We start from the raw sequence: 23,226 nt of genomic DNA, 5'->3' as shown, positions 1-23,226 counted from the left end.
CCGGCTTATGCCGAACACAGCGCGCGCAGCGGCGCTGACGTGGTATAGGCGCCGTCGACATAGACCAGCGGCGACACCTCTCCCGCCAGCCTCACCTCGCGCAAGCGCCCGATAAAGACCGCGTGCGTGCCGTAGTCGAAGCGGCCATCCTGCCGACACACCAGGTTGGCCTGGGCGTTGCGCAGGCACGGCACGCCGAGCAGCTCGTCCTCCCACTCGCCGCTGGTGAAGCGCTCTTCGCCCTTGAGGCGGCCGCTGCAATCCACCGCGATGTCGCGGTGGTCGGCGGCCAGCAGGTTGATGCAGAAGTCTGTACCGGCATCGAGCGGCGGATAGATCGACGAACTGCGGTTGATGCAGATCAGCAGCGAGGGCGGGTCGGCGGACAGCGAATCGACTGCCGTCACCGACATCGAATAGCGGCGCTCGCCATGGCGGCAGCTGATCACCGCCACCGAGCGCGCCATGCGGCGCATCGCCTTCAGCATGTCATCGCGCAGCGCGGTGCTGGTTTCGGGATTGGCGCTCATAGGGCCTCCTGTACGGTTTGAGCGTTGTGCGCGGCAGCGGGCTGACGCGCGTGCTGCGAGAGCACGTCGGCAGCGATAAAGCCGAAGGTCATGGCCGGGCCGAGGGTCGAGCCCGCGCCGGGATAGCTGGTGCCCATCACCGCGGCACTGGTGTTGCCGATGGCGAACAACCCGGCGATAGCGGTGCCGTCTTCGCGCAGCACCCGCGCGCTGGCATCGGTCACCAGCCCGCCCTTGGTGCCGATGTCGCCGGCGTCGAGCCGCACGGCGTAGAACGGTGCCTTGCCGATCGGCGCCAGGCAGGGGTTGGGCCGTACCGCCGGGTCGCTGTAGTAGGTATCGAACAGGTTGTCGCCCTTGCCGAACTCCTCGTCCACCCCGGTGGCCGCATAGCGGTTCATGCGGCCAACGCTGTCGGCGAGCCCGTCGGCGTCGACGCCGATCTGCTGGGCCAGCTCTGCCAGCGTGTCGGCGCGCACCAGGATGCCGGACAGGCTGGCCGGAATGCTGCGGTCCGGCATGACCGAGCCCGGCAGGATCGGCCCGCACGGGTATTTGTGGCGGAAGGTGGCGTCGAACACCATCCACGCCGGCACGCTGCAGCCGGTCTTTTCATGGTCGCGGTACATGGCCGGCACGAACTCGGAATACGGGGCGGCTTCGTTGACGAAGCGCCGGCCCTGCCCGTTCACCACCAGGCAGCCCGGCATGGCGCGCTCGATAAAGAGCGCACGCTGCTTTTCCTCGCCCTGCACATGCACGGTAGGCGCGCCCCAGACGTGCGACATCAGCGCCACGCCGGCGCCAGCAGCTTGCCCAGCCCGGATGGCGTCGCCGGTGTTGTTGGGCGGCGTGGCGCTCCAGGCGGCCTGCGTCGGTTGCGGCAGGTACTGCTCGCGCATGGCCTGGTTGCGTTCGAAGCCGCCGGCGGCCAGGATCACCCCGCGCAAGGCACGGATCTCCACCGCCCGCCCGTATTGCACGGCGCGCACACCGCGCACCGCGCCGTCTTCCACGATCAGGTCCTGCAGCGCGGTATCGAGCCACAGCGGGATCGCGCGATCCATCATCGCGCGGCGCAGGCCACCGGCCAGGCTGTTGCCGAGCGTGAGCCGGCGGTCGCGCCGGGTCTTGCGGCGCCAGCCAAGGTCCAGCCAGTAGCGGGCGAACTGGCGCACCGCCAGGCCCAGCCAGCCGGGCGAGCGGCACAGCAGCGCATGCGCCTCGCCCGAGGTCACGGCCACACGCCCGCCCACCAGCGTTCCCGGCGACGGTGGCCGCAGCCGGTCGAATTCCTCGCGCAGCCGCGCGCCGTCGAACGGCATCGGGTCGAGCGCACGGTAGCCGGGCATCGCGCCCGGCACCTTCTGGAAGTAGTCCGCGTAGCGCGGCAGCGTGTAATACCGCACGCCAGCCTGCTGCTCCAGGTACTGCAGCATGCGCGGTGCCTGTTCAAGGTAGGCGCGGATGCGCTGCGGATCGCCGTGCTCGCCGGTGCACGCAAGCACGTACTCCAGCGCCCTGGCGTAGTCGTCCTGCCCGCCTGCCGGCGCGATATGGTGGTTGAGCGGGACCCAGATGCCGCCGCCGGACACCGCCGAGGTGCCGCCGTACTGGCTGCTCTTCTCCAGCACCACCACCGACAGGCCGCGATCGGCGGCACGGCACGCGGCCAGCATGCCGCCGGCGCCCGAGCCGACCACCACCACGTCATACTCCTTCGCCTGCATGCGCGCTGTACTCTGGGTCATGATGGGTTCCCTTGCCGGTGCGCGGCTTCAGATAAAGAAGTCGGTATTGGCGCGCCCCATCATCACGCCGCCCAGGTTCTGGCCGAAGCGGTCCAGGTTGTTGGCGTAGTGGGCGCGTGCGGCGTGCAGGTCGAGGAAACGGCGCACCATCGGGTTGGTGCGGTAGATGCCGTTGCCGCCGGCGTAGCGCAGCAGGCTGTTGGCCAGCTGCGCGCAGCGCTCGGCCACCTGCGAGGACTGGTAGCGGAAATGCAGCCGGCGCGGCGTCTGCACCTGGCCGCCTTCACGCGCCACGGCGAGCAGCTCGTCGAAGTTGCGTTCAAGGATGGTCCGCATCTCGTCGATCGCCACCTGCGCATTGGCGCAAACCATCTGCGCGCCGCCGTCCTCGGCGGTCTTGCCGCCGCCGTTGCTGCTGACCCGTCCGTCGGCGTAGGCGACGAAATCGTCGAGGGTGCCTTCCAGCGCGCCGATGCACGCGGTGCACACGGCACGCACGAAGATCTGCGCGAACGGCAGGCGGTACAGCGGTACGTCATTCACGGCCAGGCCCGGGCTGGTGCCCATGGCGCCATCGACGGCGCGGTGGGTGCGGTAGTCGGGCACGAACACGTCATCGACCACGATATCGTGGCTGCCGGTCGCGCGCAGGCCCAGCACATCCCAGTTGCGCACGATCTTGTAGTCGGAGCGCGGCAGCAGGAAGGTGCGGTAGTCATAGGCGCCGCCCGGCTCGGCCGGCGGCACCAGCCCGCCCAGGAAGATCCAGTCGCACAGTTCGCTGCCGCTGGAGAACTTCCAGTGGCCGGAGAAGCGATAGCCGCCTTCGACCGGCGTGACCTTGCCCACGGGCATATAGGTCGAGGCGATCAGCGTGGTGGGGTCGTTGCCCCAGACCTCCTGCTGCGCGCGTTCGTCGAACAGAGCGAGCTGCCAGTTGTGCACGCCGACCACGCCGTAGACCCAGGCGGTGGACATGCAGCCTTTGGCCAGTGCCATCTGGATGCGGAAGAAGGTCTGGGGGTCGAGTTCATAGCCGCCGAAGCGGCGCGGCTGCAGCACCTTGAAAAAGCCGGCGGCCTGCATCTCGGCGATGGTTTCCGCGGGGATGCGCGCTTCGGCTTCGGCCTGGGTGGCGCGTTCTGCCAGCGAGGGGATCATCTGCGCGGCGCGCGCGATCAGGCGGGCTGCCAGGTCCTTGGGATTGTTGTCGTGAGGCACCGCGGTCTCCTTGTGGCTTTGTTTTGTGGCTGGCGTTGATGGTTGCACTGGTTGGGCGGGGCGCCATCGTCTGATGGGACTAGCTTTTTTTGATGCCACGGCGCGCCGCGAATCCCGACTGGGTTCTCCCTCTCCCGCTTGCGGGAGAGGGTTGGGGTGAGGGCGGGCGTGTCTGACGAAGTCAGGCCTGCGGTATGCCAGCGCCTGCCCTCACCCCCGGCCCCTCTCCCGCAAGCGGGAGAGGGGAGCAAACCGTCGGGTAGCGAACCCTCAGGCAGCGAGCTCTCAGGCCAACGCCCGCAGCTTCCTTCCCTGCTTGCGGAAATGCGGGATCACGTGCTCGCCGATATTGCGGATGGTCTCGAGCTGCGCCCACTGCGGCACCGTGCCCATCTGGCAGATGAACAGGATCTCGTCGGCGCCGGCATCGATCAGCCGTTGCACGTAGCCGATGCAGTCCTCCACCGTGCCGTAAGCGTGGTTGGGGTTGAGCATCATCATCGACGGATCGCTGAAATCCACCGAGACCTTCTCGGAGGCGAACTTCGTATTGATAACGGCCTTGCCCTGCGCATCCGTGGCCGTGACATGCTCATCGTCCCAGGCCGCCGGGTCAGGACGCTCACCGCCCGCATACCAGTACGACAGCGACTCCATGAAATAGCGCTGGCCCTTGATACCGATCTTGCGCGCCGCCAAGCCGTCCTCCAGCACGATGGTCGGACACAGCGCCGCCAGGTGCTGGTGCGGGCGGAAGCCGACCTGGTCTTCAGGCTTGCGGCTCTCCCATGCCGCGCGATAGATCGCATTCTTCTTGGCCACATCCTCGGGACCGCCGAAGCCGAGCACCAGCGCCCCCATGCCGCGCGCGCCGGCACGTTGCAGCGTGTCGGCATTGGTGCAGGCCAGGTACATCAGCGGGTGCGGGTCCTGGCGCGGCTTGGGGTGGATCGGGCGGCGCGGGATCTTGATGAACTCGCCGTCGTGCTCGATCTCGTCCTGCGTCATGATCTTCGGGATCAGGTACATCGACTCGTCGATCATCGGGTGCAGGGTGTTCAGGTCGTAGCCGAAGGTGCCGGCCTCCTGCTGGGTACCGCCCTTGCCCACGCCAAAGTGCACGCGGCCGCCGGAGAGGATGTCGAGCGTGGCGATGCGCTCGGCCACCTTGACCGGATGGTTCATCGCCGGCGGCAGGCACACCACGCCGTGGCCGATGCCGATGCGCTGGGTGCGCCCGGCGACGAAGGCCAGGAATGTTTCCGGCGCGCTCATGTGCGCGTAGTTGGTCAGCGCGGTGTGCTCGACCGCCCAGACCACGTCAAAGCCCATGTCCTCGGCCAGCACCACCTGTTCCATGATTTCATCGAACACCTTGTGGTCGCCGGCGCGCGAGGCATCGACGGTCTGTGCTTCATAGATCAGCGAAAAACGCATTGCAGTCCCCTTCCCTGGCATTGATGGTTCAGGACCGCCACCGTGGCGCCGCCGGTTGCCGCGCCTCGGGCCGGAAGCGGCCTGTGTGATCGCAGTGTGGGCGGCGCAAGGCGTTGCAACATCGTCTGATTGGATTATGAGCAGTGCATGGCGCATCCCTATCATTGGTCGCGGGCATCAACGCCCGCTTTCATCGAGAGGACCAGGACACCATGCAAGCCAGGCTGCTGCTTTACCCCGTCGCGGACATCGACACCGCGCTGCCGTTCTTTACCGAAGGGCTCGGATTACCCGTGAAGTTTCGCGACGGAAACCGCTATTGCGCGCTCGACGCGGGCGCGCTGACGCTGGCGCTGGTGGGCGGCGAAGAAAGGCTGGTGGACCAGCCCGCGCTCGCGTTCAAGGTGGATGAGGGTGACGATATCGCCGCGGCGATCGCGCGGCTGGTGGATGCGGGTGCCAGCGTGGCGCAGCCCGCGGCGCAGGGGCCGCACGAGACCCGTGCGGTACTGCAAACCCCGGAAGGCTTTGCGCTGGTGCTCAGCGCAAAGCCAGGACAACCGGGCTAGCCCAGCGAAATCACGCTGCTCAGCAGCATGCGGACCAGCGTGGCCTGCCGGGTCACGCCGGTCTTGGAGAAGATCGCGCGCAGGTGCGCGCGCGCCGTGTTCTTGCTGATGCCGAGTTCGTCCGCGGCTTCATCGAGCGTGAGCCCGTTGGCCAGCTGCAGCGCCAGCTGGGTCTCCGCCGGCGTGAGGTCGAACAGCTGGCGCACCACATCGTGCGACGCCTGCGAGCGGCGCTCCGGGTCGCGGATGAAGACCACGCAGGCGGGCCGCTTGCGATTGTCCTCGGACCACTCGCTGAGCGGGATCGTGCGGATCAGCACGCCCAGCTTGGCGCTTCCTGACGGGCGCGTGATCGACATCGCTTCCATCAGTGCCGGCGCGGTGCCGTGGTGGCCCATCATCGCCTGGCGCAGCAGGCGCTGGAACTTGCGGTTCTCCTGGCCGTATTCCACGTCCAGCCCGCCCTTGGCCATACGGATGCCGTCCTTGGCGCCCAGGATCTCGTCGGCGGCCGCGTTGGTCTTGATGATGGTGCCGGACTCGTCCAGGATCACCATTCCGACCAGCATGCGATCGATGGCGCTGGCATAGACGGTGCGCTCCGATTCCACCACGTCGAGGCGCGAGTGCAGGTCCACCGCGCGCTTCAGGTGCGGCAGCAGCGCCGTGCACAGCGCCTTGTCCGCGGCCGAGAAGTCGCGGCCGTCGTGCTTGCGGCACACGCGGAAGCGGCATTCCACGCCGTCGTCGGTACGCAGGTCCGCGCCCAGGATGTAGCGGATGCCGATGTCCTTGAGGAACTGCAGGTAGATTTCGCTCTGGCACCAGACGCCGGGCCCCAGGTGCTCGTCGATCGTCACCACGCGGTCCGACGGCAGGCCGATGAAGGGGTCGAGCGCGTAGTAGTAGTTGTTGTAGGAGGTCTCGCCCGGCAGGGTCGAGCCATGCTCGGATGCATTGACCATCAGCCCGGAACGATCCGTGGCCGGTGAACGCAGGATCAGCGTGACATAGTTGGCATTGAGCTGCCGGCGGATCTGTTCCAGCGCCTTGCCCCACGGCACCTGCTCCATCGGTCCCTGGTAGATATTGCCCAGCAACGCGCTGAAGTCCGACAGCGACACCGTCGTCTGCGCGAACAGGTGTGCGGCTGCCTGGTTGTGGCTAACCTCCATCAGCATTTCCTCTGTCTCCATTGTGGCGTGCGCAGCGCGTCGGACGTGCCGGACGGCTGGCCTTCTGCGAGCTCTGCGGCCCTTTTTTGTGCCCTGATGATAGGGACGGCAAAGGGGTCGCGGCTTGCCCCCCGCCTTCATGGTTTGCCCTAGGCCAGGCCGGCGCTGCAAGCGCGCCGGACTAGTCCTGCGGGACAGGCCAATCCTCACGCGCCGGCGGCCCGAACACATACTCCAAACAGACTAAGGACAGGCCCATCCCCGCCCGCTCGAGGGCAAACCCCTAGTCGCCATGTGACGCCGTCCCGCCCTACCCAAACAGACGATGCCACGCCGCGGTGCTGCGGCTACAAGTCAATCATGGGCGGCGATCCCCGCCGCCTCTTTTTCACGGAGAACACGACCATGGCGGCAAACCCGCGGCAGCAGGCCGCAGTGATCACCGGAGCGGGCAGCGGCATCGGCCGCGCGCTGGCAAAGGCCCTGGCGGCGCAAGGCTATGCGCTGGCGCTGGCGGATATCGACGCCACTGCGCTGGAAGCGACGCGTGCCGCGCTTGCCGGACAAGGTGTCACCGTCATCGCAATACCCACCGACGTATCGGACGCGGGGCAGATCGGACACCTGTGCGAGGAGAGCTTCCTGCGCCTGGGCCGTGTCGACCTGCTGGTCAACAACGCCGGCGTGCTCGCCACCGGCCGCTGCTGGGAGCTGGCGCCGGAGGTATTCGAGCGCGTGCTGCGCGTCAACCTGTGGAGCGTGCTGCACGCGCTGCGCTGCTTCGTGCCGCGCATGGCCGCGCAGGGCGCGGGCCATATCGTCAACGTCGCCTCGATGGCCGGCCTGGCGGTGGGGCCGTGGCTGGCGCCCTACACGCTGTCCAAGCAGGGCGTGGTGGCGCTGAGCGAAGGGCTGGCGCTGGAACTGCAGGCGGTGGGCCTGCCGATCAGGGTGTCGGTGGCCTGCCCCGGGCCGGTGGCGACCGGCATCGCGTCGGACCTGGATGGCGCCGGACCGCAGGAGGTGAACCAGATGAACGGCGCGCTGCGCAGCGGCATTGCCGCCGGCATGACGCCGGATGAGGTCGCGCGCGTGATCCTGGATGGCGTGTCGGCTGGCCAGTTCTGGATCTTGCCGCACGAGCAGGCCGTGCAAGCCGCGCTGGCGCGCGCGCAAGGCATTGCCGCCGGCAGCCAGCCGGCCTTCGCACTCTGAGCTTGATTCCTCAAAGGCAATCCAGGAGACACCATGCCGCTTGACCCCCAGGCCCGCGCCGTGCTTGACGCCATGGCCGCCATGCCCAGCCCCGATTTCTCCACGCTGCGCGCCGCCGACTACCGTGCCGCGCTGGCGGCCATGCCTCCATTCGCGCCCGGCGACCCCATCGCCGCGCAGCAAGACCTGGCCATCGACGGCGCGGCCGGCCCGCTGCCGGCGCGTCTGTACCGGCCCGACGACGGCACTTCACTGCCGCTCGTGGTTTACTTCCACGGCGGCGGCTTTGTCGTCTGCGGCCTCGATTCGCACGACAATATCTGCCGCGGCCTCGCGCGCCGCAGCGGCGCGCTGGTGCTGTCGGTCGATTACCGACTGGCGCCGGAGGCATGCTTCCCGGCCGCGGCAGACGACGCGGTCGCGGCCGTGCGCTGGGCCGCTGCGCATGCGGCGCAACTGGGTGCCGACCCGGCACGGATTGCCGTGGCCGGCGACAGCGCCGGCGGCAACCTCGCCGCCGTGGCCTGTCAGCAGTTGCGCGGCAGCGGCATTGCGCTGCAGCACCAGTTGCTGCTCTACCCCTACCTGGACTGCACCGACGCCGCGACCGGCAGCGCCAGCTATCGCGACTGCGCGGCTGGCTACTTCCTGAGCGCCGCGGAACTGGACTGGTATCGCGCCCAGTACCTGGCCAACCCCGCGCATGCCACCGATGTACGCGCCAGCCCGCTGTACCAGCGCGACCTGCACGGCCTGCCGCCGGCCACCATCATCACCGCGGAGTTCGACCCGCTGCGCGACCAGGGCGAAGCCTATGGCGAGGCCCTGCAGCGCGCGGGCGGAAACGTTACCGTGCGCCGCTGGCCCGGCCAGTTCCATGGTTTTATCAGCATGCAAGGGGTGATCGATGCCGCCAGCCATGCGCTGGATGCAGCCGCGGCGTCGTTGCGCCAGGCCTGGGGTGGCAACACCGGCGGCAGCGGCCGGCAGGAGGCAGCATGAGCGCCGCTACCGCCCTGCCGCCGATGGCCGACGTGCTCGCGGCGCTGGCCGCGGGCCAGTGTGTGGTAGTGATCGAAGACGAGACGGACGAGGCCACGGGCTGCGTACTGGTTGCCGCCGAGCGCGCCACCGAGGCCGACGTCAACTTCATGGCCGCCGAGGCGCGCGGCCTGGTCTGCATGGCGATCACCGAGGCGCGCCGCCATCGGCTGCAGCTGCCGCCGATGGCAGCCAACCAGCGCCAGCGCGAGCGCTACACCGTGTCGATCGAGGCGGCCACGGGCGTCAGCACCGGCATTTCCGCCGCGGACCGCGCGCTGACGCTGCGCGTGGCGGCGGCAGCGCGAGCGCAGCCGGCAGACCTGGTCCAGCCCGGCCACATCTTCCCGCTAGTGGCGCAGGCCGACGGCGTGCTGCGCCGCGCCGGCTTTGCCGAGGCCTGCTCCGACCTGCCGCGGCTTGCCGGACGCGTCGCAGCCGGCGCCTACGCGATGCTGCTCGATGACGATGGCGAACTGCTGCGCGGCCCCGCCCTGCTCGCTTTTGCACAGCGCCACGGGCTACCGGCGGTTTCGGTCAGCGCGCTGATCCACCACCGGCTGCTGACCGAAGGCGCGCTGCGCCGCACCCACTCGACCGAACTCGACACGCGCTTCGGGCGCTTCACCGTGCACGCCTACCACGACGCGCCGGTCGATGCGCTGCATCTGGCGCTGGTCATGGGCAAGCCCGATCCGCACAAACCCGTGCTGACGCGCGTGCAAGCCGTGGAGATGCAGCGCGACGTGCTGGCGTTCGGCACGCCGGACCAGCCCGCCTGGAACCTGGAACGCTCGCTCGCCCGCATCGGCGCCGAAGGCTGCGGCGTGCTGGTGCTGCTGGATGAGCGCGAATCGCCGCAGCAGCGGCTGGAACGGCTGGCGGCGCCGGCCTCCGCTGCGCCGGCGCCGGCCTTTGCGCAACGCGCGCTGGGGGTGGGGGCGCAGATCCTGCGCGATGTCTGCGCGCACAAGCTGCGCCTGCTCAGCCATCCGGTGCCGTATCGCGCCGTCACCGGATTCGACCTGGAGGTTATTGAGTTTGTCGCGCCGGGCTGACCCGCCCGCCGAAGCAGTCGGCAAAGCTGCGGGTGAAGCGATCGACCTCGGCATCGGGCAGGTGGTTGATGCCACCGGCCAGGTGCCGGCCACCGCCGGTCTCGAAGCCGCGGCAGAAGTCGGCCGCGCCGGTGGCGCTGTGCGCTGGCACCCGCACGCTGACGGCAAAGCCGCCGCCGGACTTTGGCGACAGCAGCCCGATGGCGTCGCCGGGGTGTCCGCGCACCAGCTCGTTGGCCAGCACGCCGATCGCGCGCCGCGCCCACGGCGCGTCGGGCAGCACCAGCAGCGCGGCGCCTGGCACTTCGTGGGCGGGAGACAGCTGGCGCGCCTGCGCCATGTCGTCCTCGTAGCCATCGCACAGCATCGCGAAGGCCTTGCATTGCGCCGCGAAATCCAGCGGGTCGGCGAACGGCAGCATATGCCGCGCCAGCTCGGCGGGATCGAAATGCAGGTCCGCCACGCACTCGCCATAGGCGTTGTAGTTCAGGCAGGTGCCCAGCCGTTCCAGCATCGCGGTCTCGCGCGTGTCCAGCCCCACCTGTGCCGCCATCGCGCGGGCGACGCCGGCCAGGTTGTCGCCGAAGGCAGCGGTGATCGCCCAGCGCCGGTGGCGCCCGTCCAGGTGCCGGTCGACCAGGATGCTGGTGCAGACCTCGGCGCCCTCGTCGATATTCGCGCGCAGGCCGGCATGCACGGGCAGCTCGCCGGCATGGTGGTGGTCGAAGTATTCAACCAGCGCACCGGCGGCGAGAAGCCGCAACAGGCCATCGCGGTTCTGCTCGAGCGAGATGTCCAGCGCGGTCACGGTATCGCCGGCGCCGGCGTCGATACGCTCGAGCAGCCGAATATCGCGCTTGACGCCGGTGACCAGCGTCGCGTCGCCGGACTGCGCGAGGCGCAGCTGCTGCAGCGCGCACAGGCCGTCGGCGTCGCCGTTGAAGGCAAAGTAGCGGGTCATGGCAGTAGCTCAGGATCAGGGCATGAAGTCGCCGCCGTTGGCGTCCAGCGAGGCCCCGGTGATCGCCCGGGCGTAGTCCGACACCAGGAACAGCGCCGCGCGCGCGCAGTCATCGTCGGTCGGCATGCGGCCCAGCGCGATCTGGGAAGCCACCGGAGCGATGATAGCGTCCTCGCTGACCCCCTGCCCGGCTGCGGCGTGGCGCACATAGCCCTGGACCGGCGCGCCCCACATCCAGCCCATGAAGATGCTGTTGGCACGGATGCCATGCGGCCCCAGCTCGCGCGCCAGGTACTTGACCGCCACCGCCAGCGCGCCCTTGGACGCGGCGTAGCCCGATTCGCCGGGCATCGGCTTGCGCGTGGCCTGGGTGTTGATCATGACGATGGCGCCGCCGCCCTGCGGCTTCATCAGCGCCGCCACTTCCTGCGTCAGCGTCATGGTGCCGAAGACGTTGGTGTCGAACACCTGGCGCCAGACATCCAGGTCGGCGGCTTCCACCGGCTCGGGGAAATTGCCGTGCTGGAAGGCGCTGTTGACCAGCGCGTCGATACAGCCGAAGCGGCGCATGGTTTCGCTGGCCAGGTGCCGGCACTGGGCGCGGTCAGTGATGTCGGTCACTACCTTGAGCACTTCGCAGTCGGCGCCCAGTTCGTCGATGCGGGCCTGGGCTTCGTCCAGTTTGGCCGCGGTGCGCGCGGCGATGGCAACGCCGCGTGCGCCTTCGCGCGCGGCCTCCACCGCGAGCTTGATCCCCAGGCCGGGGCCGATGCCGGATACGATGACGATCTTGTCTTTCAGCAGCATGATGTTGTCTCCTCGATGTTCCAGGTTCTAGTTCCGGTTCAGGATGTGCCGCTCACGATAGCCGGCAAAGTCGCGTTCGAGCTGCGCCTGGCTCAGGCCGAACTGCTCCAGCGTATAGGCGTGCGCCGCGCGCTGGCTGCGCGGGTTGCTCTCCATCCATGCCCACATGCCGGCGCGCGCGGCCTCGGTCAGCGGCATGCCGGCAAAGCGGTAGACCGCCTGCGCCACGCCGAAGGGGTCTCTCACCGTGTCCTCGAAACGCACGTCGAGGAAGCGATCGGCCGGCACGGTGTCGCGCACTGCCATGGCGTGTTTGGTGGCGCGCCGCATCTGCTCGCTCCATTGCCGGCCCACGGTGGCGGCATCCGGCGCATCGGCATACATCTTCCACAAGGTATGCGCCATGCTCGCCATCGACGGAATCGTCTGCGCCGGATCGCGATGGGTCAGCACGACCTGCGCGCCCGGGAAGACCCGGAACAGGATCTCCAGCGTGTGCAGATGCTGCGGCGTCTTCAGCACCCACCGCCGCGCCGGCGCCTCGCCGCGCTGGCGCTTCTGCCACTGCAGGAACTGCAGCATGGTCTTCAGGTAGGCATAGACCTCGGTGCGGTCCTGGCACGCCAGCCAGTCGGTGTAGCCGGGCACGTTGGCATAGGAATCCATCGCGCACAGGAAGGAATGCTCCATCAGCATGAATTCCTCGTCGGCCGCCATCGCATCGAGCGGATGGATGGCGAGGATGTCCGGGATGAACCGGATCATCTGCGCGACTTCCTCGCGCGCCAGCGCGATGCGCCTGCCGGCGTCGCGCACGTCCTCGCCGGGCAACGGCGCCGGGTAGCGGGTTTCCCACCATGCCGCCGAATGAAAGCGCGCGTCCGTGGCCAGCATGCGCTGCAGCAGCGTGGTGCCGGTGCGCGGCAGGCCGACGATCACCAGCGGGTCGTCCACGCGCTCTTGCAGGATCTCCGGATGGCGCCGGCAGTAGTCCTGGATCACCAGCCGGTTCACCAGTTGCGCCTGCAGCTTGACTTGCAATAGTTGCGCGCCCTGCGGCGACAGGCCGGCTTCGCGTGCGAGCGAATCGGACAACACGTCCAGCGCCTCGCGGTAGTTGCCTGGACCAAAGTCAGTCAGCCCGCCGGCCTGCTCGCTGGCTTGCGCGAGCAGGCGCTCCACGGCGAGTACTGCGGTGTCGTCGGATGCAATCGTGTTCATGTGTTCTCCCTGAGCGATTCAAGCTTGACCACGCGCGTGCGCGGATGCACCGGCTGCGCCGCCCCGACCCAGCGCCAGCACATGGTGCCGTTGCCGTGGCCGGCGGTTTCCAGCCAGTTGGGCAGGCCCGGATCGCGCGCGCTGAGGATGACGGTGACGCCACCGCGGGCATCGAGCCGGGCGCTGTGCTTGTTCAGGCAGATGTCGTGGTAGCGGTAGTCGAGCGACTCCATCCAGTAGTTGTTGATCTGGAAGTTCCAGAACTCGCACGCCGGCACCTGGTCGACCTCGACCACCAGCGCCTCGTCGTCCGCCAGCTGCCAGCAGGAGTGGTAGTAGAAGATGTTGGGATCGCCGCCAGCCGCCTGGCAGGCGGCCTGGTCCGCGGGCGGCAGTGCGTTGACATGGCCGCCGTAGCCCTGGGCCCAGTCGGCGAAGATGCGTGCGGTACTTTCGACAAATCCCGCGGCGCGCAGCAGGCCGCCATGCAGGCTCTCAGCGGCAAGCGCGGGCGGCTTCTTGCTGCCGTCGAGGCGCTCGATGTGCAGTTCGGCGGGCGTCTCAGCCTTGCGATCGAGGAACGTCTGCCGCACCACCAGCGCATTGGTGGCCGATTCCATGCGCACCCAGTTGCCGTCGTGCTGGCGTGCGCTGAGGATGATCTCGAAGCTGCCGTCCGGGTCCACAACCAGCTTATTGCTGTCGATAAAGCCAGTCTGGACCATGCGCCCGTCTGTTTCGTAACCGCCCTTCTGCGTGCCGAAGCTCAGATACGCCACCGTCCCGCGCCGGCCGCGGATGCGGTATGCAGCATTGCCGTCCAGGCGCGCGTAGCGATACAGGTTGTCCGGATTGTCCGCGCCGATCTTGGCGGTTTCGTGCGACGGAGAAAAGAAGCCGGGAAACGCCGGATCGGCAAATTCCAAGTGCATCTCCAGCGCGATGCGCAGCAAGCGGCTCAGGTAGCGGAAGCCCTCGGCGCGCGTGAGCGCGTCCGACGGTGCCTCCGGGCGCAGGATCTGCTGCCCGCTGCGCTTGAGCACTTCGCAAAACTCGGCCCAGGTCTGGCCGCTCAGCAATTGTTCTTCGGCGGAGGTCGCCATCTGCCTGCTCCCGTGGTTCGTCGGCGAAGCAACGATACCTAGTGCAGGGCAAGCGCCTCCTCGTCCGAGCGGACTAGGAAATGCAGGCAGCGGCCCGCCATTTCTTAGTCCGCCCGGACGAAGTGGCGCAAGGCCCCGGCTCGCTACCTTGTGTCCATGCCAGGCCCCTGCGAGATCCCCTGAACGGGGCCGGCAAAACCAAGAGGAGATCCCGATGTTGACCCACCTGGAGCAACTGGAGGCGGAGAGCATCCACATCATGCGGGAGGTGGTGGCGGAATGCGAAAACCCCGTCATGCTCTATTCCATCGGCAAGGACAGCTCCGTGATGCTGCACCTTGCGATGAAGGCCTTCTACCCCGCACCGCCGCCGTTCCCGCTGCTGCACGTCGATACCACGTGGAAGTTCCGCGAGATGATCGCGTTCCGCGACCAGACCATCGACCGGCTCGGCCTGGACCTGCGCGTGCATATCAATCCCGAAGGGCTGGAACGCAAGATCAGCCCGCACGAGCACGGCTCGGCCGTCCACACCGACGTGTGGAAGACCCAGGGCCTGAAGCAGGCGCTGGACCACTATGGCTTTGACGCCGCCTTCGGCGGCGCGCGCCGCGACGAGGAGAAGTCGCGCGCCAAGGAGCGCGTGTTCTCCGTCCGCACCGCGCAGCACCGCTGGGACCCGAAGATGCAACGCCCCGAACTCTGGCGCCAGTACAACACCCGCAAGCGCAAGGGCGAAAGCCTGCGCGTGTTCCCGCTGTCCAACTGGACCGAACTGGACATCTGGCAATACATCTACCTCAACGACATCCCCATCGTGCCGCTCTACTACGCCAGGGAACGCCCCGTGGTAGAGCGCGACGGCACGCTGATCATGGTCGACGACGAACGCCTGCCACTGCGCCCGGGCGAAACGCCGCGGATGCGCAACGTGCGCTTCCGCACGCTGGGCTGCTATCCGCTCACTGGCGCGATCGAGAGCGAGGCCGACACGCTCGGCGGCATCATCCAGGAAATGCTGCTGGCGACCACGTCAGAGCGCCAGGGACGGCTGATCGACAGCGACTCGGCCGGTTCGATGGAGAAGAAGAAGCAGGAGGGATACTTCTGATGGAAACCCTGATCGACACCGCGCCAGCCATGGCGCAAGGCGCGCAGCACGACATCGCGCAGTACCTGTGTGCCCAGCAAGGCAAGAGCCTGCTGCGCTTCATCACCTGCGGCAGCGTCGACGACGGCAAGAGCACGCTGATCGGCCGGCTGCTGTATGAGTCGAAGATGCTGTTCGAGGACCAGCTCGCCCAGCTCGAGGCCGACTCGAAGAAGATGGGCACGCAGGGCGACAATCTCGACTTCGCGCTGCTGGTGGATGGCCTGGCCGCCGAGCGCGAACAGGGCATCACCATCGACGTCGCGTACCGCTTCTTCGCCACCGACAAGCGCAAGTTCATCGTGGCCGACACGCCGGGGCATGAGCAGTACACCCGCAACATGGTCACCGGCGCGTCCACCGCCGACCTGGCCATCCTGCTCGTGGATGCGCGCCGCGGCGTGCAGACGCAGACGCGCCGGCACAGCTACCTGGTGGCGACGCTAGGGATCCGGCGCGTGGTGCTGGCGGTCAACAAGCTGGACATGGTGGACTACTCGCGCGAGGTCCATACACGCATCGAAAACGAGTATCGCGACTTTTCCCGGCAGATCGGCCTGACCGATATCGTCTGCATCCCGATGTCGGCGCTGCGCGGTGACAACATCACCGAGCCCAGCGCGAATACGCCGTGGTACCAGGGCCCGACGCTGATGCAACACCTGGAGACCGTGCCGATCGACAGTGCGCCCGTTAAGGACGAAGCGTTCCGGCTGCCGGTGCAGTGGGTCAACCGGCCCAACCTGGACTTCCGCGGCTTTGCCGGCACCGTCAGCGCGGGCGAGATCCGACGCGGCGACCGTGTGCGCGCGCTGCCCTCCGGCCGGGAAAGCCGCGTGGCCGGCATCGTCGGCGCCAATGGCGAATGCGCGCACGCCGTGCGCGGACAGGCGGTGACGCTGACGCTGGCGGACGAGATCGACATCAGCCGCGGCGACGTGCTGGCGTGCACGGAAGACCCGCCCGCGGTGGCCGACCAGTTCGAGGCCACGCTGGTGTGGATGAACGAGGACGCCATGCTGCCCGGGCGCCCTTACCTGCTCAAACTCGGCACGCGCACCGTGGGCGTGACCGTGGCGCAGCCCAAATACAAGGTCAACGTCAACACGCTCGAACACCTGGCGGCGCGCACGCTGGAGCTGAACGAGATCGGCGTGTGCAACCTGCACCTGGACCAGCCGGTGGCCTTCGACCCCTACGCGCGCAACCGCGAGCTGGGCGGCTTTATCCTCATCGACCGCCTCAGCAACAACACGGTCGGCGCCGGCATGCTGCACTTTGCGCTGCGCCGGGCGCAGAACGTGCACTGGCAGGCCATCGACGTCGACCGCCGCGCCCACGCCGCACTCAAGCACCAGTCGCCGCGCATCGTCTGGTTCACCGGGTTGTCCGGCGCGGGCAAATCCACCATCGCCAACCTGGTGGAGAAGCGCCTGCATGCGCTGGGTCACCATACCTACCTGCTCGACGGCGACAACGTGCGCCATGGGCTGAACAAGGACCTGGGCTTTGCCGAGGCCGACCGCGTCGAGAACATCCGGCGCGTGGCGGAAGTGGCAAGGCTGATGCTCGATGCGGGGCTGATCGTGCTGGTGTCATTTATCTCGCCTTTCCGCTCGGAGCGCGACATGGCCCGGGCGCTGGTCGGCGACGGGGAGTTCGTTGAAGTCTTCATCGATACGCCGCTGGCGGTGGCTGAGCAGCGCGACCCCAAGGGGCTGTATCGCAAGGCGCGGCGCGGCGAGCTGAAGAACTTTACCGGCATCGATTCGCCGTACGAGCCGCCCGAGCGGCCCGAGCTGCGCATCGACACTACGGCCGATACCGCGGAGCAGGCGGCGGAGCGGATCGTGGCGTGGCTGCGGGAAAGAGCCTAGGCCGAACGGACGATGAGGTTGCGGGGCGGGTCGGTACGATGGGAGCAAACCGCCGGTATGCGAAAGCATTGGTGCTTGCCACCGCCCCACGCATACGCTCCCCTCTCCCGCAAGCGGGAGAGGGGAGCAAACCGGTGGTACGCCGGCTTTGTCAGCAACCTGAGGCGAATCTTCCGTATTTCCTATCGCCCGAACCTGCCGCCATCATGCCGCCAGACCCCATGCCGGCCGCCGAACTCAGCGCCCTGCTCGCCAAGCTCTACCAGGGCCCGACCGAAGCCGTGCCCTGGTCCGCCTTCCTGGAAAGCGCGCGCCAGCGCCTTGACGCCGTCTTCGTCACGCTGGTGCTGCGCCACCCGGCCACCGACCGCCCGGGCCTGATCGTCAACGCTTCTACCTACGGCCCGCACCTGCCGGGCGAGCCGTCATACAGCGAGCAGTACTACGCGCTGTGCCCCTTCCTCGACCTGCATCCCGACCGCCTCTTCAGCGCTGACGAACTGTTCGGCGAGGCCGGCTGGCTCGCGCACCCGTTCTATACCCAGTACCTGGCACCGCTAGGCCTGCGCTATATCCTCGCGGCCAACCTGGTCACGCCGGACGGCGTCGAATGCGCGCTGTTCATCAGCCGCGGTCACGCGGGACAGGACTTCGGCGAGGCCGAGAAGGCGCTGCTGCACGGCCTGCTGCCGCACCTGAAGCGCGCAGTGGACCTGCATGCCGCGCTCGACGTGCTGCAATCCGAACGCGCGCTGTATGCGGAAGCCGTGGACCGGCTGCTGGTCGGCACCATCATCCTTGACGAGCACGGCAAGGCGATCCGGACCAACGCCGTCGCCGGCCGCCTGCTGCAGGCGCGCGACGGCCTTTACCTCGCGGACAACACGCTGCACGCTCATTGCCCGATGGAGAACCGCAGGTTCCGCAAGATCCTTGACGACGCCGCCCAGGCCCACGCGCTGGCATCGTCGCGCAGCGAAGTCACCACGCTGAGCCGCCCTGCGTCACCGACGCCGCTGAGCGTGCTAGTGCGGCCGATCCCGCTCAGCTACCGCACCGAGGACAAGGCGCGCCGACCCGCGGTGGTCGTGTTCATCCGCGACCCGGCCGGTTCGCCGCGCAACCCGCACGCCAGCCTGCGCAAGCTGTTCCACCTGACGCCGACCGAGATCGAACTGGCCCTGCTGATGGTCGACGGCCTGACGTTGGACGAAGCGGCGGTGCGGCTGGGGGTGAAGAAGAACACGGCGCGCGCGCACCTGCGCGGCATCTTTGCCAAGACCGGCGCGACGCGCCAGGCGGTGCTGGTGAAGATGTTGCTGTCCAGCGTGGTGGGAATGGGTTGAAAAAAAATGCCGGCCATCGCCACCGGCCGGCACCAAGCTCACAGCAGCTGGAGACTCGCGGAGCACGGTATCAATGTGCCGCGGCGATGCCTCGGCAGCTTCGTCCACCCGGACTCGTCCGTTCGGAGTATGCGCAAGCACGCGGCGCGGCTCTAGTGTTCTGGTTCCCAATGACCGATTTGAAGGAGGAGACAATGGCCAAGGCCGCAAACCTGGTGACCTCGATCGCAGTGGAGATCGATGCGCCCGCAGCACTGGTGTGGGAAGTCCTGACCGACTTTGCCCGCTACGCGGAGTGGAATACGTTTTGCCCGGGGCTGGAGACCACCGGCCGGCTCGGTGACATGGTGCACATGCAGGTGCGCATCCCCGGCACAGACCAGGTCATCCCGGTCAACGAATACCTGGTGGCCTGTGAGCCGGAACGCCTGCTGTCATGGGAGCAGCGCCCGACCGACGCCAACAAGGATGCCGCGCGGCGCGACCAGTACGTCGAACCCATCGGCCCCGGCCGCACGCGCTACTTCACCACTGACCTGTTCCTCGGGCTCAACGCCGATACCATCATGCGCGAGCACGGTGCCTGGGTGAAGCAGGGCTTCGACCAGGTGGCAAGGGATGTCAAGGCACGCGCGGAAGCGCTGCAGGCGCAGCGGCAGGCCGGCCAGCGCTGACTGCAGGCGCTGACTGTAGGCACACAGCCGGCTCAACCCGCATCCATGCCGGCCTGTACCGCAGGCCGGCCGGTCATTGCGGAGGGCGCTGGCTGAGCACCAGCAATGCCGCGGCGCCGCGGCTGCGTACGCAAGCGTCGTCACAACCATCGGCCGCCGCACCGGCGGCACGCATGCCGCCCTCACCGCCATGCGCCGCGGTAACACCGCCACCCACGGCAAGCACCCAGGCCGCTCCCACCGCGGCACCCGCCGCGGCCAGGCCGCCCGCCCAACGAAATCCGAGCCGCTTCATCGCTGTCTCCTCCGCACCCTGTCCGGGTTGTCAGGGCTTTGACAGCATCGTAGGCGGCGCCTGCCGCTTGCTCTTCGTCCGAGCAGACTAAGGGATATCCCGGAGCAGCGCTGCGTGGCCGGTGGAATCCACCCGGCGAACCGTCGCTGGCAGCGCATGTGCATCGGGTTGCATACCGGGGCCCACGTACAAGCGCGCCAGCGACGCCGCGCATCCGGGCAAACCGGATGGCGCAAGCTGCAACGCGCGGGCGCTCAGCAAGCCCCACAAGTGCGCGACCAGCAGGCCGGCCAGGCCGGGTTCGGGCAGCAGCGCCGCGAAGGTGTCGTGCAGTATCTCAACGGCCCGCAGCACGCGCGCGCGCAACGGGCACAGTTCACAGGCGGCGCCGCACTTGTGCTGCAGCAGGAAGCCCACCAGGCTGACATGGCGCGCGATGTCGTCGCCATGGAGCAAGGCAGCCAGCAACCGCTCCAGCGCGCCCGGCCCGGCGTTGGCGCGGGCCTGCGAGAGCGGCGCGAGCCGTGCGGCGAAGTCGGCTTCGGCGCACGACAGCAGCGCGCCCAGCAGCGCAGTGCGGGAGCGGAAATGGGCATAGACTGCCCCGCGCGTCATGCCGATGGCACGGGCCACATCGTCCAGCGTGACGCAATGCAGGCCGCGCTGCCGGATCAGTTTCTGCGCGCTGGCCAGGATGCGCGCACGCGTATCGGCGGCATCGTCGCGGGTACGCCGGACCATGGGCGCAGCGGGCCTACAGGAAATGCACGTCGTCCGGCCCCCAGTGGGCGCGCATGCTCTCGATGCGCCCGTCCGAGCCGAACGTCATGATGTCCGTCACGTCGATGCGGGCGGGCCGCCCTTCAAGGCGCGCATGCACCGCGAAGGTCAGTGCGGCGGCGTTGCCGTGCGAACCGCGCGGCGGCGTCACCACCTCCAGGCGCGCGCCGAGCGAAGTGGCTTGCTGGTAGAAGGCGAGGATGGCCGGCTTGCCGGCGCGTGGCTGCGCGCCGACCGGGTCCTCCACGGTGGCATCGTCGGCGTAGAGCGCGGCAACGCCGTGCGCGTCGCCAGCAGTGAAGCGCTCGACATAAGCGAGCAGCGTGGCCTTCATCGCGGCGCTGTCTGGCATTGGTTTCTCCTTGTGTCCGTCAGCGTGCGGTGTAGCCACCGTCGATCACCAGCTCGGCGCCGGTCACATAGCGCCCCGCATCGGACACCAGGTAGAGGATGCCCGCCGCGATATCGCGCGGCTGGCCTACCTTGCCCATCGGAGTCTGCCCGCCGAGGTAGTCGAACAGCGCCTCGCCCTGGCCCGACGCCTGGGCCACGTGCTCGAGCATCGGCGTGCGGATATAGCCGGGATGGATGGAATTGGCGCGGATGCCCCTGGCTGCGTAGACCATGGCGTCGGTCTTGGCCATCATCCGCACCGCCGCCTTCGACGCATGGTAGGGCGGCACATCCGGCCCCGCCGCGATGCCGTACATCGACGACACGTTGACGATGGCACCGCCACCGGCGCGCTCCATATGCGCGATGGCGTGCTTGGTGCACAGGAAGGTGCCGGTGACATTCACCGCCATCACCTGCTGCCATTGCTCCAGCGTCACCTGGTGGGTCGGCTCGTTGGGACCTTCGATGCCGGCGTTGTTCACCAGGATGCCGAGGCTGCCGAAGCGCGCCGCGATCCCGGCGAAGACGCGTGCCACGTCGGCTTCGCTGGTGACATCGAGCTTCCAGAACGTGGCCTCGCCACCTTCGGCACAGATGGCTTCGGCGGTGGCCTTGCCGTCGCCTTCCAGCACGTCGAGGACGGCGACCTTCGCGCCCGCCGCTGCCAGCATACGGGCGGTTTCGGCACCGATGCCGCGCGCGGCGCCGGTAATGGCGGCTACTTTGCCGCGCAGGCCGAACAGGTCATACGGGTATTCCATGAGGTCTCCTATCGTCTTGTTCGATAGGTGCGGGCGCCAATCATGCCGGGCCGCCCGGCACCGTATCGGCCAGGAAGCCCAGGCACTCGCGGTTGAAATAGGCCGCGTGCTCCACCATCACCCAGTGGCCGCAACGATTGATCATGACGAAGCGCGCATCGGCGCAGCCGCTGAGGAACTTCATCGCGCCGGAAGCGGGATTGAACTGGTCTTCAGTGCCCCAGAAGCCAAGCACCGGGCAGCGGATCTCGCCCAGCCGCGCGCACAGGTTGGGCACTTTCATGGTGGCCAGCACCTCGCGTGGCTGTTCGCGACACACCGCCATGCGCTCATCGACCAGCGCGTCGGTGACCAGGCTGGCGTCGTGCACCAGCAACTGCAGCAGCTGCCGCATGGTGTCCGGATTCATATGCCCGCCGGTGAACAGCGAAACCATGCGCTGGATCCCTTCCATCTGGAAATAGGTCTCGCGCTCTTCCACGCCACCGGGCGCCATCATCACCAGGCGGCTGACATGCTCGGGGTAATCAAGCGCGTATTGCAGCGCGATGGCGCCGCCGAGCGAATTGCCGACCAGCACGCAGCGCGGCAGCTCCAGCGCCAACAGCTGCTCGCGCAGCGCGGCGACAAAGAAGTCCAGCGTGTATTCGACGTCATCCGGCTTGGACGACAGCCCGTAGCCGGGCAAGTCCACCACCACGGTACGGAAGCCCGCCGCGGTGAATGCCGGCACGTTGTGGCGGAAGTTGCTGTGCCCGCTCGCTCCCGGCCCGCTGCCATGGATAAAGACCACCGGTTCGCCGCTGCCCGCGTCCAGGCAGTGCAGCCGCAGCCCCGCGGAAGTGGTGATGAAGCGCCCGGCCGGCAGGTTCGGATGCAGGGATGAAGGCGTTGGCTGTGACATAGCGGACATGAGGGCGTCTCCCGTGTTGTTGGCAGGCATATTGCGCAGCGCCGGCAGCGGGGGCATCGTTCATTCGGACTACGAGCGGTCCGGCCACTTCTCCTACGATGGGCGCTCCAAGTATCAGGGGGACCCATGACAGGATTCGACTACACCGGCCAGGCCGTGCTGGTGACCGGCGGTATGCGCGGAATCGGCCGCGCCATCAGCGAGGCTTTCCTGCGCGCCGGCGCGCAGGTCTTTATCTGCGGACGCACCGCACCCGCGCACGACGGAGACCTGCCGTGCACGGACGGGCGCACCGCCCGCTTCATCGCGGCGGACATCCGCGACATCGAACAGGTCGACGCCATGCTGGCCCAGATCGCGCAGGCCACCCCCACCCTCGACGTCGCGGTCCACAACGCCGGCGGCTCGCCGTTCGCGCTGGTCGCGCAAGCGTCGCCAAGGCTGCTCGAATCGGTGATCCGGCTCAACCTGGTGGCGCCGCTGCAGCTCGCGCAGCGCGTCAACGCGCGCATGCAGCCGCAGCCCGGCGGCGGCACGCAACTGTTCGTCGGCAGTGTCAGCGCGCTGCGGCCCTCGCCCGGCACGGCGGCCTATGGTGCCGCCAAGGCCGGCATTCTCAACGCGGTGCGCACGCTCGCCGTGGAATGGGCGCCCAAGGTACGCGTGGCCGCGGTCAGTCCGGGCATGGTGCAGACCGATACCTCCCAGCAGCAGCACTACGGCGATCCCGAAGCACTGCGCGCGATGGCCGCCACGGTGCCGCTGGGCCGGCTTGCACAGCCGGACGACATCGCCAACGCCTGCCTGTTCCTGGCATCGCCGCAGGCGTCGTACGTGTCGGGCGCCAATCTCGTGATCGATGGCGGCGGCGAGCGCCCGGCGTTCCTCGACGCGGCGTCGCTCAACCGCGGATGAATTGCGTTTCGTAGGGAAACCGCTTAGTCC

23 protein-coding genes are annotated in these 23,226 nt (G+C 68.2%); 9 read left to right on the top strand and 14 right to left on the bottom strand.

What is annotated here, in order from left to right; translation table 11 throughout:
• Positions 1-5: 5 nt before the first annotated feature.
• From K307_RS23230 to K307_RS23215, 4 genes are all read right to left on the bottom strand, one after another.
• Positions 6-530 (bottom strand): flavin reductase family protein, encoded by a 525-nt coding sequence (locus tag K307_RS23230; RefSeq protein WP_042883109.1) that lies wholly within the window; start codon positions 528-530, stop codon positions 6-8.
• Complete coding sequence (locus K307_RS23225) at positions 527-2,281, bottom strand: FAD-dependent oxidoreductase (RefSeq protein ID WP_042883107.1); 1,755 nt, start codon at positions 2,279-2,281, stop codon at positions 527-529. The genes K307_RS23230 and K307_RS23225 overlap by 4 nt, the downstream gene beginning before the upstream one ends.
• Positions 2,282-2,308: 27 nt before the next feature.
• Positions 2,309-3,502 (bottom strand): flavin-dependent monooxygenase, encoded by a 1,194-nt coding sequence (locus K307_RS23220; protein ID WP_042883105.1) that lies wholly within the window; start codon positions 3,500-3,502, stop codon positions 2,309-2,311.
• Positions 3,503-3,787: 285 nt separating this feature from the next.
• The gene (locus K307_RS23215; protein ID WP_042883103.1) at positions 3,788-4,939 is read right to left on the bottom strand and encodes an LLM class flavin-dependent oxidoreductase; all 1,152 of its coding nucleotides are present in this window, start codon (positions 4,937-4,939) and stop codon (positions 3,788-3,790) included.
• Positions 4,940-5,151: 212 nt separating this feature from the next.
• Between K307_RS23215 and K307_RS23210 the strand changes: the two genes are divergently transcribed.
• Complete coding sequence (locus K307_RS23210) at positions 5,152-5,508, top strand: VOC family protein (protein ID WP_042883384.1); 357 nt, start codon at positions 5,152-5,154, stop codon at positions 5,506-5,508.
• On the opposite strand, the gene K307_RS23205 is transcribed toward K307_RS23210, so the two are convergent.
• The gene (locus tag K307_RS23205; protein WP_042883101.1) at positions 5,505-6,689 is read right to left on the bottom strand and encodes a helix-turn-helix transcriptional regulator; all 1,185 of its coding nucleotides are present in this window, start codon (positions 6,687-6,689) and stop codon (positions 5,505-5,507) included. The genes K307_RS23210 and K307_RS23205 overlap by 4 nt on opposite strands.
• 399 nt (positions 6,690-7,088) lie before the next feature.
• On the opposite strand from K307_RS23205, the gene K307_RS23200 reads away from it, so the two are divergent.
• From K307_RS23200 to K307_RS23190, 3 genes are read left to right on the top strand one after another with little or no spacing between them, the layout of a single operon-like run.
• Positions 7,089-7,898, top strand: coding sequence for an SDR family NAD(P)-dependent oxidoreductase (locus K307_RS23200; RefSeq protein WP_042883382.1), 810 nt, complete (start codon positions 7,089-7,091; stop codon positions 7,896-7,898).
• A 33-nt stretch (positions 7,899-7,931) separates the two neighbouring features.
• Positions 7,932-8,900, top strand: a complete 969-nt coding sequence (locus tag K307_RS23195; protein ID WP_042883099.1) for an alpha/beta hydrolase — start codon at positions 7,932-7,934, stop codon at positions 8,898-8,900.
• Positions 8,897-9,997: a 3,4-dihydroxy-2-butanone-4-phosphate synthase gene (locus K307_RS23190; RefSeq protein ID WP_042883098.1), complete on the top strand. Its 1,101-nt coding sequence runs from the start codon at positions 8,897-8,899 to the stop codon at positions 9,995-9,997. Before K307_RS23195 ends, K307_RS23190 begins: the two co-directional genes overlap by 4 nt.
• Here the strand turns inward: K307_RS23190 and K307_RS23185 are convergent.
• Genes K307_RS23185 through K307_RS23170 form a run of 4 tightly spaced genes read right to left on the bottom strand, consistent with a single transcriptional unit; the run spans position 9,972 to position 14,089 of the window.
• Positions 9,972-10,958 carry a hypothetical protein gene (locus K307_RS23185; protein ID WP_042883096.1) on the bottom strand — a complete coding sequence of 329 codons (987 nt, stop codon included), beginning with the start codon at positions 10,956-10,958 and terminating at the stop codon, positions 9,972-9,974. The two genes, K307_RS23190 and K307_RS23185, sit on opposite strands and share 26 nt — an antisense overlap.
• Positions 10,959-10,973: 15 nt before the next feature.
• Positions 10,974-11,765: an SDR family oxidoreductase gene (locus K307_RS23180; protein WP_042883094.1), complete on the bottom strand. Its 792-nt coding sequence runs from the start codon at positions 11,763-11,765 to the stop codon at positions 10,974-10,976.
• Between the two features lie 27 nt (positions 11,766-11,792).
• Positions 11,793-12,986: a sulfotransferase family protein gene (locus K307_RS23175; protein ID WP_042883092.1), complete on the bottom strand. Its 1,194-nt coding sequence runs from the start codon at positions 12,984-12,986 to the stop codon at positions 11,793-11,795.
• On the bottom strand, positions 12,983-14,089 hold the full coding sequence (locus K307_RS23170; RefSeq protein ID WP_042883090.1) for a DUF1214 domain-containing protein: 1,107 nt from the start codon (positions 14,087-14,089) through the stop codon (positions 12,983-12,985). The genes K307_RS23175 and K307_RS23170 overlap by 4 nt, the downstream gene beginning before the upstream one ends.
• Before the next feature lie 148 nt (positions 14,090-14,237).
• Between K307_RS23170 and cysD the strand changes: the two genes are divergently transcribed.
• The 4 genes from cysD (at position 14,238) to K307_RS23150 (ending at position 19,136) form a co-directional block, all read left to right on the top strand.
• Positions 14,238-15,200 (top strand): sulfate adenylyltransferase subunit CysD, encoded by a 963-nt coding sequence (cysD, locus tag K307_RS23165; RefSeq protein ID WP_080745182.1) that lies wholly within the window; start codon positions 14,238-14,240, stop codon positions 15,198-15,200.
• Positions 15,200-17,116: a sulfate adenylyltransferase subunit CysN gene (gene cysN, locus K307_RS23160; RefSeq protein WP_042883086.1), complete on the top strand. Its 1,917-nt coding sequence runs from the start codon at positions 15,200-15,202 to the stop codon at positions 17,114-17,116. Before cysD ends, cysN begins: the two co-directional genes overlap by 1 nt.
• 206 nt (positions 17,117-17,322) lie before the next feature.
• Positions 17,323-18,462 carry a helix-turn-helix transcriptional regulator gene (locus tag K307_RS23155; protein ID WP_042883084.1) on the top strand — a complete coding sequence of 380 codons (1,140 nt, stop codon included), beginning with the start codon at positions 17,323-17,325 and terminating at the stop codon, positions 18,460-18,462.
• 194 nt (positions 18,463-18,656) lie between these two features.
• A complete protein-coding gene (locus tag K307_RS23150; RefSeq protein WP_042883082.1) occupies positions 18,657-19,136 on the top strand; it encodes an SRPBCC domain-containing protein in 480 nt (159 codons plus the stop codon).
• Positions 19,137-19,209: 73 nt separating this feature from the next.
• Here the strand turns inward: K307_RS23150 and K307_RS23145 are convergent, their stop codons facing one another.
• From K307_RS23145 to K307_RS23125, 5 genes are all read right to left on the bottom strand, one after another.
• Entirely contained in the window at positions 19,210-19,431 is a 222-nt protein-coding gene (locus K307_RS23145; protein WP_042883080.1) for a hypothetical protein, read from the bottom strand.
• A gap of 87 nt (positions 19,432-19,518) precedes the next feature.
• Complete coding sequence (locus tag K307_RS23140) at positions 19,519-20,172, bottom strand: TetR/AcrR family transcriptional regulator (protein ID WP_042883078.1); 654 nt, start codon at positions 20,170-20,172, stop codon at positions 19,519-19,521.
• A gap of 13 nt (positions 20,173-20,185) precedes the next feature.
• Positions 20,186-20,563, bottom strand: coding sequence for a nuclear transport factor 2 family protein (locus K307_RS23135; protein WP_042883076.1), 378 nt, complete (start codon positions 20,561-20,563; stop codon positions 20,186-20,188).
• Between the two features lie 19 nt (positions 20,564-20,582).
• A complete protein-coding gene (locus tag K307_RS23130) occupies positions 20,583-21,368 on the bottom strand; it encodes an SDR family NAD(P)-dependent oxidoreductase (protein WP_042883075.1) in 786 nt (261 codons plus the stop codon).
• 40 nt (positions 21,369-21,408) lie between these two features.
• The gene (locus tag K307_RS23125) at positions 21,409-22,281 is read right to left on the bottom strand and encodes an alpha/beta fold hydrolase (RefSeq protein ID WP_042883381.1); all 873 of its coding nucleotides are present in this window, start codon (positions 22,279-22,281) and stop codon (positions 21,409-21,411) included.
• Positions 22,282-22,407: 126 nt separating this feature from the next.
• Here K307_RS23125 and K307_RS23120 point away from each other — a divergent pair, with 126 nt between their 5' ends.
• Positions 22,408-23,196 carry an SDR family oxidoreductase gene (locus K307_RS23120; protein WP_042883073.1) on the top strand — a complete coding sequence of 263 codons (789 nt, stop codon included), beginning with the start codon at positions 22,408-22,410 and terminating at the stop codon, positions 23,194-23,196.
• Positions 23,197-23,226 lie beyond the last annotated feature (30 nt).

Origin of the sequence: Cupriavidus necator A5-1 (genome assembly GCF_000744095.1) — a bacterium.
Taxonomy (GTDB): Bacteria; Pseudomonadota; Gammaproteobacteria; order Burkholderiales; family Burkholderiaceae; genus Cupriavidus; species Cupriavidus necator_A.
The sequence above is the reverse complement of the archived record's forward strand: the minus strand, read 5'-3'. Positions and strand labels throughout refer to the sequence as shown.